The sequence below is a fragment of the Polynucleobacter acidiphobus genome (assembly GCF_003065385.1).
Lineage (GTDB): Bacteria > Pseudomonadota > Gammaproteobacteria > Burkholderiales > Burkholderiaceae > Polynucleobacter > Polynucleobacter acidiphobus.
The window spans coordinates 1,429,342-1,446,597 of record NZ_CP023277.1 but is presented as its reverse complement, the minus strand read 5'-3'; the positions used below and the strand labels follow the sequence as shown (position 1 = coordinate 1,446,597).

Here is a 17,256-nt window from a genome sequence, read left to right as displayed (position 1 = left end):
GATTTAGAGTCCGTAGGCTTTAGCCATTAGTGTGAGTGGGTGAGCCATAGCGGTCTTGGGCAGACCCAGTTCATCCATCCCTTGCGCAATATGGTGCCCAGCGAGTTGGCAATCGGAGCTAATGTAGTTTGGTGATTCTTCAGCCATGCTGCGGAACACTGGACGTCCAATCTTCATCGCCATCGCATGAAACTCTTTCTTAACACCCCAGGTGCCAGAGTGGCCTGAGCAGCGCTCAACCACATTCACTTCAGTACCTGGAATGAGTTTCAGTGCTTCAGCAGTTTTCTGACCAACGTTTTGTACGCGTGAATGGCAGGCAACGTGGTAACTCACATGCCCCAACTCTTCTTTGAAGTCTTGATTTAAGAGACCATCTTTACTGCGCGCAATAAAGTACTCAAATGGATCCCACATGGCGTCTTTTACTGCTTGCACATCGGCATCATCCGGGAACATGAGGGGTAGTTCTTGTTTAAACATCAAGGTGCACGATGGGATTGGAGTCACAATCGCGTAACCCTCACGCGCCAACTTAGCAAGTTTGGGGATGTTCTTGTCCTTGTTTTCTTTCACGGACTCAAGGTCACCCAATTCGAGTTTAGGCATGCCACAGCAAGCCTCTTTATCAACCAGCGCATACGGGATCTGGTTGTGATTAAGAATCTTGATGAGATCTTGACCAATGCCAGGCTCGTTGTAGTTGATGTAGCAGGTGGCATAGATGGCGACCTTACCGGGGGTGCGTTGGCCATCTTTTACTGGAAACGCTGCCGATGCCTTTGCCAATTGGGGGAAGGTCTTCGAAGCGTATTCAGGAACCCATGCTTTTTTATCAACACCTAAGGCACCTTCCATCATTAAGCGCGTGACACCCAAATTGTTGACGGCATTGACCGCTTGGGTCACGATTGGAATGCCCGCGAACTGACCGAGCTTGTCAGTGGAAGACAGCAGCTTGTCACGGAAAGTCGTTTTACCTTCTTTGAAGGCAACCGCCTTGGCGCGCAACATCAAATGCGGGAAGTCAATATTCCAAGGGTGGGGTGGGGTGTAGGGACACTTGGTCATGTAGCAAACGTCGCACAGATAGCACTGATCGACCACTTTTTGATAGTCTGCTTTCGCCACTCCCTCAACTTCACCTTCCTCAGTCGCATCGACGAGGTCAAACAGGGTGGGGAATGAACCACAGAGATTGACGCAGCGGCGGCAACCATGGCAAAGATCAAACACCCGTTCCATCTCGGCTTCGAGCTTTTCGGTGTTGTAGAAATCCGGATTGGTCCAGTCCAAGGGGTGTCTAGTTGGGGCTTCGAGATTACCTTCGCGTAAAGTCATGAGATTGCCTTCGAGGAAAAATTAAGATGCACGCAGTTTAGGGTTTTTTCCTATGATAGCCAAATTGTATTAATTAAAAATATTGATAGATTTTATTTAAATAACTGATTTATATGGATTTTTATGGATTATTGATTTCCACTGGGGTCGTAGCTCTCGCGGAAATCGGGGACAAGACCCAGCTTTTGTCTCTCATGCTTGCTGCGCGCTATCCCAAGCATGCCTGGCCGATCATTTGGGGCATCTTGCTGGCGACTCTTGTGAACCACGCGCTCGCAGCTTTTGTGGGGCATTGGGTTGCTGGGCTACTGAGTCCTGATCTGTTGCGTTGGATTCTGGGAATTGGATTTTTAGCACTTGGCGCTTGGCTACTGATCCCCGACAAATTGGACGAAGACCAGGCCACAAAACCAGCAAAAGGAGCTTGGGCAATTTTTGTTTTGACCACTACTTTGTTTTTCATTGCTGAGATGGGTGATAAGACGCAAATTGCGACGATTGCTCTGGGCGCCAAGTACGACAGTGTGATATCTGTAACCCTGGGAACCACACTTGGCATGATGCTGGCCAATGCCCCAGCAGTATGGCTTGGTAAACAATTTACCAAGCGCCTGCCAATTGCGTGGGTGCATCGCATTGCGGCCATGATATTCATTCTGCTTGGACTGGCGACCTTGCTATGGGGCGGAGATTTCGCGTAAGCGTTAAGTAAAGATCCAACTAAAATCGTTTCATGCGAACTGATTCTGCCAAGCGCTTCTTGCGCTCTCAATACAAAGCCCCTGATTATCAATTTGGCCAAGTGGAACTCGATGTTGAGTTAATGCCCCAACGTACCCTGGTGCATAGTCGCATTGAGGTAATTCCAGGTGAGGTAACGCAAACCGCTAAAGACGAGCTTCCCCTTATCTTAGATGGGGAGGATCTAGAGTTCATTAGCCTGCGCATCAATGGCCAGACGCATCGCCATTTGGAGCTAACGCCAGGGAGATTGGTGATTCATGGTTTGCCTCATCAAGGCAAGCAGCGTTTTGTGATTGAAATTAAAACAGCATGCATTCCCGATAAAAATACCTCACTGATGGGATTGTATGTTTCACGTGGTAATTTCTTTACGCAATGCGAAGCAGAAGGTTTTCGCAAAATCACGTATTTCCAGGATCGTCCCGATGTGATGGCGCGCTACCGCGTGACCATGCGCGCGCTGAAAGCCGATTACCCAGTCTTGCTCTCGAATGGCAATTTGATTGCCAAAGAGGATTTGGCCGATGGTTGGCACAGCGCTATCTGGGAAGATCCGTTTCCGAAGCCCTCCTATCTATTTGCCTTAGTGGCTGGCAAATTGGTTTGTCTAGAGGATGTCATTACATCTCGAAGTGGTGATAAAAAACTGTTGCAAATTTGGGTTGAGCCTCGTGATCTACATAAAACCCATCACGCGATGGACTCGCTAAAGCGATCGATTGTCTGGGATGAGAAACGTTTTGGGTTAGAGCTTGATCTAGAGCGTTTCATGATTGTGGCGGTGAGTGATTTCAATATGGGGGCGATGGAGAATAAGGGCCTCAATATCTTTAATACCAAGTTTGTACTGGCGGACGCGCAAACGGCGACGGATACCGATTTTGCCAATGTGGAAAGTGTCGTTGCGCACGAGTATTTTCATAATTGGACGGGCAATCGGGTGACCTGTAGGGATTGGTTTCAACTTTCCCTGAAAGAAGGTTTAACAGTCTTTCGGGATCAAGAGTTTTCAGCCGATCAAATGGGCACAGAGTCTGGTAGGGCGGTTAAACGCATCGATGATGTGCGTTTATTGCGCCAGTTGCAGTTCCCCGAGGATGCGGGGCCCATGGCCCATCCGATTCGGCCTGACGAGTATCAAGAAATTAATAATTTTTATACGGTAACGGTCTATGAGAAGGGCGCCGAGGTGGTGCGCATGTACCAAACTTTGCTTGGCGTCGATGGCTTTCGTCGTGGCATGGATTTGTATTTCAAGCGTCACGATGGGATGGCGGTGACCTGCGATGAGTTCATCGCCGCGATGGCAGACGCCAATGGGCGTGATCTCAGCCAGTTTAAAAACTGGTACAGCCAATCGGGTACCCCACGAGTCCGAGTGAAGGAGCACTTTGATGCTCGCAAGAAAGAATATCGCCTAAGCCTAGAGCAATATTGCCCGCCGACACCTGGGCAGAAGACCAAAAAACCATTTCATATTCCATTGAAAGCAAGTTTGTTATTTGAGGAAGGCGCATCGATCACCCCAAAAGAAGCGCAGTATTTTGGTCAAGAGGTATTACTGGAGCTGACCCAGCCAGAGCAAACTTGGGTAGTGAAGCAAATTCCTGCCAAACCAGTCCTTTCGATCAATCGGGATTTCTCTGCACCGATTGTGCTTGAGCATGAGCAAAGTGAAGCGGAGCTGCTCGCTCTCATGGCAAATGAAACGGATTCATTTAATCGGTGGGAGGCTGTGCAAAAGCTGGCTCAGCAATTGATTTTGGCAGACCGAAAGCCAGATCAGCGATTGCTAGAGGCCTACCGTGGATTGCTAGTCGATCCGCAATTCGACCCGGCTTTTAAACAACTTCTCTTCACGCTGCCAGCTGAAACCTATTTGTATGAGCAGGTTCAGTCCGTCGATCCTCAGCAATTGCACTGGGCACGTAGAGGCTTTAAGTCAGCAGTGGCAAAAGCGCTTAAATCCGATTGGGCAAAGACCTACCGCTTACTCCAAACCTCAGCAAACTACAGCCCGGATGCCAAGAGTATGGGGCTGCGCGCTCTCAAAAATGATGCGCTCATGATGCTTGTAGAAACTAAGGACAGTCAATGGTGTGAGGTTGCCGAAGAGCAATACGAGCTGGCGAACAATATGACCGATCGCTTTGCGGCTTTACAGGCCCTTGTGTTTGCTCACGCACCACAGGCTGAGAATGCCTTGGCCGATTTTTATCAGCGTTTTGCCGAAGACCCGCTCGTAGTTGATAAGTGGTTTGCTTTGCAGGCTGCTCGACCCCCGCAAACTAAGGGTCAGTCTGCGCTTGGCTACGTTCAGGCGCTCATGCGTCATCCTGCTTTTCAGATGAATAACCCCAATCGGGTACGTAGCCTCATTCATGCATTTTGTTTGAGTAACCCAGGTGGATTTCATGCGGCCGATGGCGTGACCTATGCCTTTTGGGCCGAGCAAGTGATTGCACTTGATGAGATCAATCCCCAGGTAGCGGCACGACTCGCCCGTGGTTTAGACCGCTGGCGTCAGTTTGCACCGAGCTACCAAAGGCCGATGAAAGCGGCGCTAGGGACCATAGCAGCAGTTGGCCGCCTCTCTCCCGATGTGCGCGAGGTGGTCTCCAAAGCGTTGGCGAGCGCTGATCCCAGCAAGCCATAAAGGCATTGATTTTGCTGGGATAAAATCACAGGCTTAACGTAATCTTGTTCCTAAGGTTCATGCCGGAATAGCTCAGTTGGTAGAGCAGCGCATTCGTAATGCGAAGGTCGTAGGTTCGATTCCTATTTCCGGCACCAATTTACCCCTGAAATAAGTCCATAAAGTACGGGTTTTCACTAGTCAGTACGGGTTTTACTTATGTGAAAATTTTTGTTTGTTGATGTCTGTCAATTTTTGTCTAAAACTTTTATTGAAGAATTAGTCATCAAAGTTGCTACATAACAAATTTAATACTTTGAAAAACTTTTTGGAGGAGCAGCCATGCGTTTGAAATTCAAGTCCACCCTATTGAGTGTTGCGTTGATGGCAGGTTTTGCTGCTACCACGACCGCTCAGGCACAGGCTAAGTGGGAGCCAACAAAACCCGTTGAATTTATTATTTCTGCCGGCCCTGGTGGTGGCGCTGATCAAATGGCGCGAATGATTCAGGGAATTATCACCAAACATAACCTGATGAAGCAGTCGATCATCCCCGTGAATAAGGGTGCGGGTGCAGGCGCAGAAGGTTATCTGGCGATTAAAGAAGCCAAAGGTGATCCCAACAAGATCATCATTACCCTCTCAAATCTCTTTACTACCCCTCGTGCTACTGGCGTGCCATTTAGTTGGAAAGATATGACCCCGGTTGCAATGTTGGCACTTGATCAGTTCGTGTTGTGGACCAATACCTCAAAAGGTTACAAGTCCGCTAAAGACTATATTGATGCAGCCAAAGCTGCGGGCCCAGGCAAGTTCAAGATGGGCGGTACAGGCTCGAAGCAAGAAGACCAAATCATTACTGTAGCGCTTGAGAAGGCAACCGGTACTAAGTTCACATACGTACCCTTTGGAGGCGGTGGCGCGGTAGCAGTTCAGTTAGTGGGTAATCACGTCGACTCCACTGTAAATAATCCAATTGAAGCGGTTGCTCAGTGGCGTGCTGGCACTTTAACTGCCCAGTGCGTATTTGATACGCAGCGTATGCCCTATAAAGAGAAAATCACAGCCACTCTATCGTGGAATGATGTTCCAACCTGTAAAGAGGTTGGCGTTAACACAGACTATGTCATGTTGCGTGGTATTTTCATGCCGCCTGGTGTGACTCAAGCTCAAGTCGACTTCTATGTTGATTTGTTCAAAAAAGTTCGTGAGACACCCGAGTGGAAGAAGTTCATGGCTGATGGCGCGTTTAACCAAACCTTTATGACCGGCAAAGAATACGTAGCTTGGTTAGAAAAGGCCGATGCTACTCACGCTCAGCTGATGAAAGAAGCAGGATTTATCGCGAAGTAATTATGTGACTTGAGAAATAAGACCTCATTGTGGGGTCTTATTTTTTTACCTAACGATTTAAAAAATACTAGAAAAATACGGTTATGTCAGAGCAATCAAATCAAAACGCCTTATTGAGTATGCGCACCGCTGAGATTTTGGTCTCGCTTACTTTCCTTGTTTTTGCAATCGTCATCATGCAAGGCAGTATTAAATTGGGATCGAGCTGGGGTAGCGATGGCCCGCAAGCAGGATATTTCCCTTTTTACATTAGTTTGATTATTTTGATTTCTAGCGCCGCAACCTTGATTCAAGCGATTCGGCAAAAAGAATTGAGTAATGAGTCTTTTGTGGACAAAGGACCATTTCGTCAGGTATTAGCCGTTCTCGTTCCCGCCTTCATTTTTGTCTTATTGATGCAATTGATTGGCATCTATGTTTCGGCCGCCATTTACATTGCTTTTTTCATGATTTGGATTGGTAAGTACGCCGCATGGAAATCAATCACCCTCGGTGTTGCCGTCAGCGTAGCGCTCTACATGATGTTTGAGTACTGGTTCCAGATTCCGTTGCCTAGCGGCTCACTCATTAATCCGCTCGCATTGGTTGGCATTCAATAAGACACATTCATCCCAAAAACTAAAAAGATAAGAGGAACGTACGGTGGAAGAACTTAACGCACTATTTAACGGTTTTGCAGTCGCACTCACGCCATTCAACATTATGTTGATGTTGATCGGCGTGACGCTCGGGGTGATTATTGGCGTTTTGCCTGGCTTGGGTGGCGCTAATGGAATTGCAATTTTGTTGCCATTAACGTTTACGATGCCCCCCACATCAGCCATCATCATGCTCTCCTGTATTTATTGGGGAGCATTATTTGGTGGCGCGATTACTTCCATTCTATTTAATATTCCGGGTGAGCCGTGGTCGGTTGCAACAACCTTTGATGGTTACCCCATGGCGCAGCAGGGTAAAGCGGGTGAGGCGTTGACGATTTCCTTCACTGCATCATTTGTTGGCGCCTTGTTTGCCATCATCATGATTACCTTCTTAGCCCCGATTGTGGCTAAGTTTGCTCTGCGGTTTGGTCCACCAGAGTTCTTTGCGGTCTATCTTTTAACCTTCTGTAGTTTTGTGGGCATGAACAAGGGTTCGCCATTTAAGGTGCTCTCCGCCATGATGCTCGGCTTTGCACTGGCAGCTGTTGGTATGGATAGCGTAACCGGTCAATTGCGTTTGACCTTTGGCTCTACCGAACTAATGCGTGGCTTTGATTTCTTGATCGCGGTGATTGGTCTTTTTGGTATTGGTGAGATCTTGCAGTCGATGGAAGAGGGATTGAACTTCTCCGGCAAGACTGCCAAGATTCGGGCGAAGGTAGTGTTTGAGACCTGGGCGCGCTTACCCCGCTATTGGGCCACAACGCTCCGGAGCTGCTTGATTGGATGCTGGATGGGTATCACTCCCGGTGGCGCAACGCCAGCTGCCTTCATGAGCTACGGCCTAGCGAAGCAAATGTCTAAAAACCCCAAAGAATTTGGTAAGGGTTCCGAAGAGGGCTTGGTTGCTCCAGAAACAGCAAACAATGCAGCTGGTACTGCTGCGCTTTTGCCAATGTTGTCTTTGGGTATCCCCGGCTCACCGACCGCTGCAGTATTGTTGGGCGGTCTCTTAATCTGGGGTTTACAGCCCGGTCCATTGCTATTTGTTGAGCAACCTGACTTTGTTTGGGGCTTAATCGCCAGTATGTATCTTGGCAATATTGCAGCGCTCTTCGTGGTCTTGACCTGCGTGCCCATGTTCGCAGCGATTTTGAAGATCCCGTTCTCGATCATTGCACCGGTAATCATTGTGATCTGCTCGGTTGGTGCATACACCGTTAATAATGCGATGTTCGATGTATGGCTGATGTTGGGCTTCGGTGTCTTGGGTTACTTGTTTAAGAAACTCGACTACCCGATGGCGCCTATGGTTCTGGCCCTGGTCTTGGGTGATCGCGCTGAAGATTCTTTCCGTCAAGCGATGTTGGTATCGCAAGGCAATCTCGGGATCTTCTTCTCGAACCCCTTGGTCGGTACGATCACAGCATTGGCACTAATTCTGCTGTTCTGGCCTCTCCTCTCAAAGTTGAGATCTAAAAAAGCAGCAGCTATATAAACAAATAAAAGGGGGCGTAAGCCCCCTTTGTTCATCCGGAGCCATTCTGGATAAAATAGCAATATGCGTTTTCCCCATCAAAAACTGATCCATTGGCTTTGTGCCATCACTTTTTTGTGGAGTGTTTTTACCCCGGCACTAGCGCAGGCCTTTGAACCATCGGTTGATGGAAGTTTCCTCACCATGGAACTCTGCGCGCTTGATGGTTCCAAGCAAACGATTAACTTGGATACCGAAGCACCAGTTGCTATGTCCAATGACTGTCCTTATTGCGTCACGCAGTCTCTGGCACCCCTTAGCCTTCTCACGAATCTAGAATTTGCAAGCCCCTCAACACCCATATTGACAGCCAATTTGTATTTGGAGTCCGCCAAGACTCTCTTTGCGTGGGTCAAACTTCCCGCTCAGGGACCGCCCTCAAACGCTTGCATCTAATTCTTATCGGTAGGGGGTTGATTCGAACCCCTCATGCATTGCATTTTAATTTGAAGGATTCAGTATGAACATTAACTTTTTACAAGCAGTAACAGCAAGCGCTCTGATCGCATTCTCAGGCTATTCTTTGGCACACAACGATATGAAGAGTCCTGAGTATCGAATTGGGCAACTGAAGATTGAGAACCCTTATGCGCGCGCGACGGCCCCTGGGCAAAAAGCTGCAGGCGGATTTATGAAGATTGAAAATAAAGGGGCTGCTGATCAATTAATTGCAGCCAGCTCCCCAGTCGCTGGCGAGATGCAATTGCATACCATGGCAATGGATGGCAACGTCATGAAAATGCGCGAGGTGAAGGCGATTGATGTACCAGCAAACGGGTCCGTCGAGCTCAAACCAGGCGGTTTGCACCTGATGTTTATGGACATCAAAAGTCCGCTTAAGGCTGGTGAAGCTGTACCAGTTAAGCTGAAATTTCAGAAAGCCGGTGAAGTGGAAATCAAGGTGCCGGTACGTGAGATGGGTGCTGGATCCGGGCATATGAAGCATTAAATAAGGATCGGGGTGTGTTACATTTAAATACACCCCAATCAAAATGGAGGCAGCATGTTTAGCAAAAGCTCATCCAATAAGTCGTCAGTCACTTCAAAAGAATCTTTTGGAACCATCGTTGATGAATTCACCGAGGTTCATGGACGCCTAGTCTCCTCTACCAGTTTGCGCATTGATGGCAAGGTGATTGGTAATGTGGAGGCATCCCAAGATAACAATGTGAGCATTGCGATTGGTAAGTCCGGTTTAGTGCAAGGCGATATCTATGCCTACCGTATTTTTATTGCCGGTAAAGTGACTGGAAATATTTATTGCACCGAACGCGTTGAGTTGCACGACGGTGCCGAGGTTACAGGTGATGTCACGTATGGACAAATTGGAGTTGAGGCTGGTGCAAAACTTAATGGCATGATGATCCATCGTTCAAAAGATGCCAATCCTGAACTACAGGACAGCGCACAGGTCTTTCAAAACAATTGGAACCGGATTACTAAAGAGTAATTACTTAATACTGGCGACGCGGTTGGAGTACACCAAGGCTTGCATGGGATTAATCGTGTTCCCATTGCGAGAAATTTCATAATGAAGGTGAGGACTGGTGGAGCGACCCGTTGAGCCTACCTCGGCAATCTTTTGACCCCGTGCGACAGTTTGACCCTCTTTAACAAATGTGGCCCGCACATGGGCATACTTTGAAGTAAAACCATCGGCGTGTTCAATTTCAATATAGATCCCATAGGCGCCATCACGAGCCACTTTTGACACTTTGCCATTGCCCGATGCTAAAACTGCGGTACCCGCTGGTGCGGAGAAATCAATCCCCGAATGAAATGCAAGGGTCTTTGTGAATGGATCGGTGCGCGGGCCAAAGTTGCTCGTTAGACCCAAACGATCCTCAATCGGACTACCAATTGGCAGTTGATTGAGCCATGCATATTGATTTTGCCAAGTGGTGCCCATCTTAATTACGCCATCATGCAGGAGTTGGGCAGTATTTAAGGTGTAATCAAGCTCGTCGTCCAATGAGCCTGGCTTATTAAATTTGAAATGAATCGGCTTAAGAGGACCGCCTTTACCATCCGATTTTTCATTCAGTTTGGATTTGACGGGCGCGGGAGTGGCGATATCGGCAAAGCGATCTTTCAGGGTCTTCAGCTCATTGAGTTTTTCACTCACCGAAGTGAGTTGAGACTGCAGAGCCTCAAGGCGTTGACGGTAGCCATCTTCAATCGCTAAAAGTTGTGCCTCGGTAACTACCCCGCCCATAGCTCGAGCCAAATCAGGCTTTACTTCAATCGCAATTCTCAAACCAAGGAAATGAATACCGACCCCAAGCAAAACCATTACGGCGCACGCAATTGCAACTAGTTTTGCAATGCTTTGAGCCGTGATATTGATCTTACGAACGCGATCAGTCGAACCTGAAATCCAAATAAGTTGCATAGGGCCAAACCTGCTTATAAACCTATTTAAGAACCTATCATTTTACCCTGTCGAGGCAGGTATCTCAAGGGTTAGCCCTAAGGCTAACCCATTGATTTCAATGATTAATCCAGATTTCGGTCGGTAACAGCCCCTTTGCTGGCGGAGCTTGCTAAACGGGCATATTTAGCCAATAAACCACGTGTATAGCGGGATTTTGGCTGCTTCCATGCGGCTCGCCGTTTGGCAATCTCTTCGTCTGGGACATTGAGTTGGATTAAAAGCTTGTGCGCATCGATTGTGACCGAGTCACCTTCTTCAATCAGGGCGATCGTGCCCCCGACAAAAGCCTCGGGAGCGACGTGACCGACCACCATTCCCCAGGTACCTCCTGAGAACCGACCATCGGTAATGAGTCCAACAGTCTCACCAAGACCCTGACCAACGAGAGCCGAAGTAGGCGCTAACATTTCTCGCATACCGGGACCGCCTTTGGGGCCCTCATACCGAATCACGACCACATCACCATGCTTAATTTTCTGGGCCATGATGGCGGCCATCGCCTCATCCTCGGAGTTAAATACCCGCGCCGGACCGGTAATTGATGGATTCTTGAGGCCAGTAATTTTGGCGACACAGCCCTCGGGTGAGATATTGCCCTTGAGGATCGCCAAGTGCCCTTGGGGATAAAGCGGATTATCTAAAGTCCGAATGACCTTTTGATCGGCTCTCGGTTTAGATGGAACATCTTTTAGAGTCTCGGCAATTGTTTTACCGGTAATCGTCATGCAATCGCCGTGGAGCAGGCCCCCGTCTAGCAAAATTTTCATGACCTGCGGAATGCCACCCGCCAAATGCAGATCGGGCGCCAGGTAGGTGCCAGAAGGTTTCATATCCGCAATCACGGGGACGCGTTTACGAATCCGCTCAAAGTCATCGATGGTCCAATCAATCTCCGCAGCACTTGCAATCGCCAAGAAGTGCAAGACAGCATTGGTCGAACCGCCTACGGCCATGATCACGCTTACAGCATTCTCAAGGGATTTTTTGGTAATGATGTCGCGTGGCCGAATATTGTTTTTGATTGCTTGAACCAGCACGCGGGCTGATTCGGCGGCGCTATCAACTTTCTCTTGGTCAACGTTGGACATGGTTGAAGAGTAGGGCAGGCTCATACCCAGCGCCTCAAATGAGGAGCTCATGGTATTGGCGGTATACATGCCGCCACAGGAGCCGCTACTTGGACATGCATTTTGCTCAACGCCTTTAAGGTCCTCTTCCGTCAGACGTCCAGAGGTGAATTCCCCAACGGCCTCAAAGGCGGAAACGATATTGAGCTCTTTACCTTTGTAGTGACCGGCTTTAATGGTGCCCCCGTAAACATAGATGCCAGGAACATTGGTGCGCGCCAGGGCAATCATGCCACCGGGCATATTTTTGTCACAGCCACCAATCACCACTACACCGTCTTGCCAAAGGCCATTGACGCAAACCTCAATACTGTCAGCAATTACCTCGCGCGAGACGAGCGAATATTTCATGCCCTCGGTGCCCATACCGATACCGTCCGAGACAGTCGGCGTGCCAAATACTTGAGCCTTAGCACCCGCTTTCTCCAGAGCATCGATTGCCGCATCGGCTAGCTTTTGGAGGCCGCTATTACATGGGGTAATGGTGGAGTGGCCATTGGCGACACCCACCATCGGTTTCACAAAATCTTCCTCTTTGTAACCCATCGCGTAGTACATGGATCGATTGGGTGCGCGTGCAACCCCTTCGGTCACCATGCGTGAACGCTCATTCATGCGTTTTGGGGCTTGTTTTTGGTCTGCCATGTCATTGTCTCCGCGATTAAATTGCCATCATTTCAAAGCTATCTTTTCCTGCGCCACAATCGGGGCAAGCCCAATCGGCAGGGACATCGTCCCATTTGGTGCCAGGCGCAATACCGTCTTCGGGTCGACCTGCTGATTCATCATAAATAAAGCCGCAAACAATGCAAAGGTAGGTTCTCATGGGATTCTGATTCACTTATTGGGAAAGAAAAGGTATTTTAGGGATGTCTGGCAAAGTTAGCCTCATGGCTAATAGCCAGGGCGGTTATGGGGAGTTACATTGTTGATCTGTAAGTAATTTCAAGGTAATGATAAGCGATGACGCGATTAACAGGCACCGTTTATCTCATCGATGATGACAACTCGATGAGAGATTCATTGGCGCGGATGCTACGCGATATTGGTTACTCGATCCAAGATTTTGAGAGTGCCACCTCGTTTTTACAAAATTCATTACCAGTTGCTCCAGCTGTGATCGTGCTTGATATGCAAATGCCGGATGTCAGCGGCCTAGATTTAATGGAACGGTTGGATAAATTGGGTCGTAAAACCCCCATCGTATTCTTAAGTGGCCAAAGCCATCCCCAGCAGATCGTCAAGGGTCTTAAAAAGGGCGCGCTGGATTTTCTGTTTAAGCCCTTTAATATCAATGAGCTCTTGCAGGCTATTGATCAAGCGCTTGATTATGATCATAAACAGCTCAAGCGCAATTTAAAAGATGGGGAAATTAAGCGTAACTTCAGTTCACTGACCCCCCGGGAAAAAGAGGTTTGTACTTTGCTAGTTGAAGGTCTGATGAACAAAGAAATTGCTGAGCGCCTGGGCACTACCGACGCCACAATTAAGGTCCACAAAGCCAGAGTGATGGAAAAAATGCAAGCCCACTCTCTGCAGGATTTGGTCAAGTTCTATTTAGAGTCCAATCTGGCTTAATAAATGTTAGCTCTGAAGTAAATAGCCAAACCTTGATATTTATGTCATATTGGGCAAACAATCGGTGATTACACTGTGTTTGTAAGACTCTGATTCTTATAAATATTTATAAAAATTAAATCAATATTGAGAGACGCTGGGTGATCAGTAAACGCATTCCGGATGTGCGCGGAGAGGTTCTTCAAAAAGCTCGCGAAGCCAAAGGTATTTCTGTTTCTGAATTAGCCACAAAAGTTTGTTTTTCTATTAAACAAATTGAACAGCTTGAAAATGGCGAGAAGAGCCATTTTTATTCTCTGGCAATTAAGGCGAATGCTGCAAAACGTGTCGCCGATGAGTTAGGCATCAGTCATGAAGATGTCTTTGATTTCGGACCGGATTTGGTTGAGGCAGCAAAGGCTCCTCAAGAAAGTGTGATTGCAACTGCAAAGCCATCTCCAAGACCTGAAGCGAAACTAAATGCTACTGAGGTTGCGGATAAAAAAGAATCCCAGAAAAAAGAATCCCAGCAGAAACCTGCAGCAGTAAAAAAGAATACCGAACAAAAAGTTGAGCAGCTCGAGCGGTTTGATGAAGCCCCGCCACCGGCCATTCAAAAGAATCGCAGTCTCTATTACTTTGGTGCTGCCGCCGTAGTTGCTGCGATTGGAATCGTGATACTCAATCTGAATCAGCCGCAGCCTATTAAGCCATCAGAGATTGCTAAGCAACCATCGGAAACGATTGCGGTAGAACCAAAAAAAGAGGAGGCGGCAACACCCAGCCCAACCGCCATTGCTAGTGCCCCTCAGCTTAGTACTTCACAGGCAATGGATAGTTGCCCATCAGAGGATGCCGGTACAAAAAGTTACCGCATGGCTAGCGCATCAAAGCCTGGCAATATGGTGTACGTGCAAAGCCGCAGCGCTCAAACAGTTTGCGTGAAAGATGCAAGCGGCAAATTGGAGAAAAAGAGCTTGGAAGCAGGGGGATCATATTCCTTTTATGGAAAAGCCCCCTTTGTAGTGATGACCTCCAGCTTAGGTCAAACGGATCTATTCTTTCAGGGCTATAAAGTCAAAATTGATAACCCAAACTCCAAAAGTATTGTCTTGGAGGAAGTCGCGTTTTAAACCGCAGCGTCGTCTACTTCACCCGTACGAATCCGGATTGCTTGCTCAACTGGGCTGACAAAAATTTTGCCATCGCCAATTTTGCCAGTGCGCGCTGCTTTGATGATGGACTCGGTGACGGTTTCAACTAGGTTATCGGAAACCACCACTTCGACTTTCACCTTTGGTAGAAAGTCCACCACGTATTCCGCACCACGATAGAGTTCGGTGTGTCCCTTTTGACGACCAAAGCCCTTCACCTCAGTGACCGTAAGACCGGTAACACCAACTTCGGCAAGTGCCTCACGGACTTCATCGAGTTTGAAGGGTTTAATAATGGATGTGATTAGTTTCATAGTGTCTCCTTTTCAGCTAATCATACCCAAGGATGATAACTTTGCCATTTCCCCACTATTTTTAGGACTAGAGCTTGGCGCCTGATGTAATCGGGTAGCGCCAATCGCGTCCAAAGGCACGCGCCGTAATGCGAACACCTGGGGGCGCCTGACGCCGTTTGTATTCATTGATTTGAATGAGCCGCGTAATTTTTTGCACTGCCGCAGAATCATAGCCTGCCGCAATGATCTCAGTGCTTGATTGATTCTGTTCCATGTAGCGTGTCAAGATCGCATCCAGAATTTCGTAAGGGGGAAGACTATCTTGATCGGTTTGATTGGGGCGCAGTTCTGCCGATGGTGCGCGCGTCAGAATTCGCTCTGGAATCACTGGTTTGATCTGATTGCGATAGCGACATAATTGATAAACCAAGGTCTTGGCAATATCTTTTATCACAGCAAAGCCCCCGGCCATATCGCCGTAGAGGGTGCAATAGCCAACGGCCATCTCACTCTTATTGCCAGTGGTAAGAACTAAGCGACCGGTTTTATTGGAGAGGGCCATTAAGATGGTGCCGCGCACCCGAGCCTGAATATTCTCTTCCGTGGTATCGCTGGGTAAGTTAGCAAATTGCTCTCGTAATGCATCTTCAAAAGCCTTCACCGGCTCCTGAATCGCAATCTCATCGTATTGCACGCCCAGGTTGGATGCCAGCTCGCGGGCATCGAGCCAAGAAATTTCAGCGGTGTAAGGCGAGGGCATCATGACTGCACGCACTTTCTCTGCGCCCAGTGCATCGACTGCAATCGCTAAGACTAAAGCGGAGTCCACGCCACCCGACAGACCAAGAATCACTCCTGGAAAGCGATTTTTACGGACATAATCGCGCGTCCCCATTACGAGCGCGGCATAGACTTGTGCCTCGAGAGTTAATGCGAGAGCAATCTCGCCTCGTTGCGGTTCACCTTCTACAAGCTTAATAAATCCGATCTGCTCCTGAAACTGCGGCATGGCAAATACCAGCTCGCCGTTGGAGTCCACAGCACAGGATCCGCCATCAAAGACGAGCTCGTCTTGCCCACCCACCATATTGAGATAGAGGATGGGTAAACCGCAGGCTTGACTCTGCTCTCTGAGTAGTTCGTAGCGAGTGTGTTCTTTTTGGAGATGGTAGGGCGAGGCATTAAGTACCACCAGCATTTGCGCCCCCGCATTCTTGGCTAGACGAGCTGGCTCTGAATGCCAAATATCTTCGCACAACAAAACACCCAGTTTTAAACCGTGATGCTCAAAAACGCAGGCATTCTCACCCGCCACAAAATAACGCTTCTCATCAAACACTTCGTGATTGGGCAATTCCTGTTTGAAGTAAGTGGTAATCACTTTGCCATTTGTAATCACTGATGCGGCATTGCGCAGACCTGCATCAGACTCACAGGGGTGGCCCACAATCACGGTTAATCCACTCAACTCTTGAAGTTGTTCGCATAGAGACTGAAGAACAGCCCGCGTTTCTTGAATAAATCCAGGGCGTAGTAAAAGGTCTTCAGGAGGATAGCCAGTTAAAGAGAGCTCAGGCGTTAAAAGTAGGCTGGCTCCATTTTGATGAGCATCTTGCGCCGCTTGAAAAATTGCTTGCGCATTACCAACGCAATCCCCCAAAAGAGGATTGAGTTGTGCAATTGCAATCTGCATGGGGGAATGAGTGCGCTGACTCATAACCTACGCCATGCACGATTCATGCTTATACCTTCTCTTTCTGATAGCGGGCCATGCCATCGGTAATCTCTTTATGCGCGTCCGCAATCGAGCCCCAACCTTTGACCTTGACCCACTTGCCTTTCTCGAGATCTTTGTAATGTTCAAAGAAATGCTGAATCTGATTCAAGCGCATTTGGTTGATGTCCTCGGAGCTCTCCCAATGGCTATAGATCGACAAAATACGATCTTCAGGAACAGCTAATAATTTGGCATCATCACCGGCTTCATCGTTCATTTGTAAAACGCCCAGCGCACGGCAGCTGACCACTACACCAGGGATCAATGGAAACGGCGTAATCACCAAGACGTCGACTGGATCACCATCCCCCGCAATGGTCTTGGGGATGTAACCATAGTTGCAGGGATAGTGCATGGCGGTACCCATAAAGCGGTCCACAAAGATCGCCCCGGTTTCCTTATCGACCTCATATTTGATGGGGTCGGCGTTCATGGGGATTTCAATAATGACGTTAAAGTTCTCGGGAACCCGTTTTCCTGGGGTGACGTTATCAAGACTCATAAATGCTCCAAATTAAATAAAAATCGGTCTGCTTAGTAGATACCCTGATCTTAGCAAAGTGGCAAATCACTAAATCTGTTGGATACTTTTGAAAGCGTTCGGTTTGCTATTTTAAGCCTTCAAGCGAATCGCTAGATTGTCGTATCAAAATTAAATTG

At 48.2% G+C, this 17,256-nt stretch carries 17 protein-coding genes and 1 tRNA gene; 11 read left to right on the top strand and 7 right to left on the bottom strand.

All coding sequences use genetic code 11. The features are described 5' to 3' along the window. Nucleotides 1-3: 3 nt before the first annotated feature. Nucleotides 4-1,341, bottom strand: a complete 1,338-nt coding sequence (locus AOC32_RS07615; protein ID WP_108508887.1) for a heterodisulfide reductase-related iron-sulfur binding cluster — start codon at nt 1,339-1,341, stop codon at nt 4-6. Between the two features lie 113 nt (nt 1,342-1,454). Here AOC32_RS07615 and AOC32_RS07610 point away from each other — a divergent pair, with 113 nt between their 5' ends. The 9 genes from AOC32_RS07610 to AOC32_RS07570 all read left to right on the top strand — a co-directional run bounded on the left by AOC32_RS07610 (nt 1,455) and on the right by AOC32_RS07570 (nt 9,701). Then, a complete protein-coding gene (locus AOC32_RS07610; protein ID WP_108508886.1) occupies nt 1,455-2,042 on the top strand; it encodes a TMEM165/GDT1 family protein in 588 nt (195 codons plus the stop codon). Between the two features lie 32 nt (nt 2,043-2,074). Further along, nucleotides 2,075-4,741 (top strand): aminopeptidase N, encoded by a 2,667-nt coding sequence (gene pepN / locus AOC32_RS07605; RefSeq protein ID WP_108508885.1) that lies wholly within the window; start codon nt 2,075-2,077, stop codon nt 4,739-4,741. A gap of 61 nt (nt 4,742-4,802) precedes the next feature. Next, nucleotides 4,803-4,878, top strand: a tRNA-Thr gene (locus tag AOC32_RS07600). Nucleotides 4,879-5,062: 184 nt separating this feature from the next. Further along, on the top strand, nt 5,063-6,073 hold the full coding sequence (locus AOC32_RS07595) for a Bug family tripartite tricarboxylate transporter substrate binding protein (protein ID WP_108508884.1): 1,011 nt from the start codon (nt 5,063-5,065) through the stop codon (nt 6,071-6,073). Nucleotides 6,074-6,156: 83 nt separating this feature from the next. Continuing rightward, on the top strand, nt 6,157-6,672 hold the full coding sequence (locus tag AOC32_RS07590; RefSeq protein ID WP_108508883.1) for a tripartite tricarboxylate transporter TctB family protein: 516 nt from the start codon (nt 6,157-6,159) through the stop codon (nt 6,670-6,672). 43 nt (nt 6,673-6,715) lie between these two features. Next, nucleotides 6,716-8,212, top strand: coding sequence for a tripartite tricarboxylate transporter permease (locus AOC32_RS07585; RefSeq protein ID WP_108508882.1), 1,497 nt, complete (start codon nt 6,716-6,718; stop codon nt 8,210-8,212). Nucleotides 8,213-8,275: 63 nt separating this feature from the next. Next, a complete protein-coding gene (locus tag AOC32_RS07580) occupies nt 8,276-8,647 on the top strand; it encodes a DUF2946 family protein (protein ID WP_108508881.1) in 372 nt (123 codons plus the stop codon). Between the two features lie 64 nt (nt 8,648-8,711). Beyond that, nucleotides 8,712-9,200, top strand: a complete 489-nt coding sequence (locus AOC32_RS07575) for a copper chaperone PCu(A)C (RefSeq protein WP_108508880.1) — start codon at nt 8,712-8,714, stop codon at nt 9,198-9,200. A gap of 54 nt (nt 9,201-9,254) precedes the next feature. Further along, a complete protein-coding gene (locus tag AOC32_RS07570; protein ID WP_108508879.1) occupies nt 9,255-9,701 on the top strand; it encodes a bactofilin family protein in 447 nt (148 codons plus the stop codon). Here the strand turns inward: AOC32_RS07570 and AOC32_RS07565 are convergent, their stop codons facing one another. The 3 genes from AOC32_RS07565 to AOC32_RS07555 all read right to left on the bottom strand — a co-directional run bounded on the left by AOC32_RS07565 (nt 9,702) and on the right by AOC32_RS07555 (nt 12,638). Then, entirely contained in the window at nt 9,702-10,643 is a 942-nt protein-coding gene (locus AOC32_RS07565; protein ID WP_108508878.1) for a M23 family metallopeptidase, read from the bottom strand. A 104-nt stretch (nt 10,644-10,747) separates the two neighbouring features. Continuing rightward, nucleotides 10,748-12,427 (bottom strand): dihydroxy-acid dehydratase, encoded by a 1,680-nt coding sequence (ilvD, locus tag AOC32_RS07560; protein ID WP_108509389.1) that lies wholly within the window; start codon nt 12,425-12,427, stop codon nt 10,748-10,750. Between the two features lie 46 nt (nt 12,428-12,473). Next, complete coding sequence (locus AOC32_RS07555) at nt 12,474-12,638, bottom strand: rubredoxin (RefSeq protein WP_108508877.1); 165 nt, start codon at nt 12,636-12,638, stop codon at nt 12,474-12,476. A gap of 137 nt (nt 12,639-12,775) precedes the next feature. On the opposite strand from AOC32_RS07555, the gene AOC32_RS07550 reads away from it, so the two are divergent. Continuing rightward, on the top strand, nt 12,776-13,390 hold the full coding sequence (locus AOC32_RS07550; protein ID WP_108508876.1) for a response regulator transcription factor: 615 nt from the start codon (nt 12,776-12,778) through the stop codon (nt 13,388-13,390). Nucleotides 13,391-13,530: 140 nt separating this feature from the next. Next, nucleotides 13,531-14,502, top strand: coding sequence for a helix-turn-helix domain-containing protein (locus AOC32_RS07545; RefSeq protein ID WP_159074922.1), 972 nt, complete (start codon nt 13,531-13,533; stop codon nt 14,500-14,502). Here AOC32_RS07545 and AOC32_RS07540 read toward each other — a convergent pair. From AOC32_RS07540 to ppa, 3 genes are all read right to left on the bottom strand, one after another. Beyond that, entirely contained in the window at nt 14,499-14,837 is a 339-nt protein-coding gene (locus AOC32_RS07540) for a P-II family nitrogen regulator (RefSeq protein ID WP_108508874.1), read from the bottom strand. The genes AOC32_RS07545 and AOC32_RS07540 overlap by 4 nt on opposite strands. 67 nt (nt 14,838-14,904) lie before the next feature. After that, nucleotides 14,905-16,536, bottom strand: a complete 1,632-nt coding sequence (locus AOC32_RS07535; protein ID WP_234409730.1) for an NAD+ synthase — start codon at nt 16,534-16,536, stop codon at nt 14,905-14,907. Between the two features lie 25 nt (nt 16,537-16,561). Next, nucleotides 16,562-17,098 (bottom strand): inorganic diphosphatase, encoded by a 537-nt coding sequence (gene ppa / locus AOC32_RS07530; RefSeq protein ID WP_108508873.1) that lies wholly within the window; start codon nt 17,096-17,098, stop codon nt 16,562-16,564. Between the last annotated feature and the right edge of the window lie 158 nt (nt 17,099-17,256).

Bases quoted from the DNA above. Each gene is read 5' to 3' on its own strand.
- AOC32_RS07615 (WP_108508887.1), bottom strand. From the start codon at position 1,341: ATGACTTTACGCGAAGGTAATCTCGAAGCCCCAACTAGACACCCCTTG.
- AOC32_RS07610 (WP_108508886.1), top strand. From the start codon at position 1,455: ATGGATTTTTATGGATTATTGATTTCCACTGGGGTCGTAGCTCTCGCG.
- pepN (WP_108508885.1), top strand. From the start codon at position 2,075: ATGCGAACTGATTCTGCCAAGCGCTTCTTGCGCTCTCAATACAAAGCC.
- AOC32_RS07595 (WP_108508884.1), top strand. From the start codon at position 5,063: ATGCGTTTGAAATTCAAGTCCACCCTATTGAGTGTTGCGTTGATGGCA.
- AOC32_RS07590 (WP_108508883.1), top strand. From the start codon at position 6,157: ATGTCAGAGCAATCAAATCAAAACGCCTTATTGAGTATGCGCACCGCT.
- AOC32_RS07580 (WP_108508881.1), top strand. From the start codon at position 8,276: ATGCGTTTTCCCCATCAAAAACTGATCCATTGGCTTTGTGCCATCACT.
- AOC32_RS07575 (WP_108508880.1), top strand. From the start codon at position 8,712: ATGAACATTAACTTTTTACAAGCAGTAACAGCAAGCGCTCTGATCGCA.
- AOC32_RS07570 (WP_108508879.1), top strand. From the start codon at position 9,255: ATGTTTAGCAAAAGCTCATCCAATAAGTCGTCAGTCACTTCAAAAGAA.
- AOC32_RS07565 (WP_108508878.1), bottom strand. From the start codon at position 10,643: ATGCAACTTATTTGGATTTCAGGTTCGACTGATCGCGTTCGTAAGATC.
- ilvD (WP_108509389.1), bottom strand. From the start codon at position 12,427: ATGAATGAGCGTTCACGCATGGTGACCGAAGGGGTTGCACGCGCACCC.
- AOC32_RS07555 (WP_108508877.1), bottom strand. From the start codon at position 12,638: ATGAGAACCTACCTTTGCATTGTTTGCGGCTTTATTTATGATGAATCA.
- AOC32_RS07550 (WP_108508876.1), top strand. From the start codon at position 12,776: ATGACGCGATTAACAGGCACCGTTTATCTCATCGATGATGACAACTCG.
- AOC32_RS07540 (WP_108508874.1), bottom strand. From the start codon at position 14,837: ATGAAACTAATCACATCCATTATTAAACCCTTCAAACTCGATGAAGTC.
- AOC32_RS07535 (WP_234409730.1), bottom strand. From the start codon at position 16,536: ATGAGTCAGCGCACTCATTCCCCCATGCAGATTGCAATTGCACAACTC.
- ppa (WP_108508873.1), bottom strand. From the start codon at position 17,098: ATGAGTCTTGATAACGTCACCCCAGGAAAACGGGTTCCCGAGAACTTT.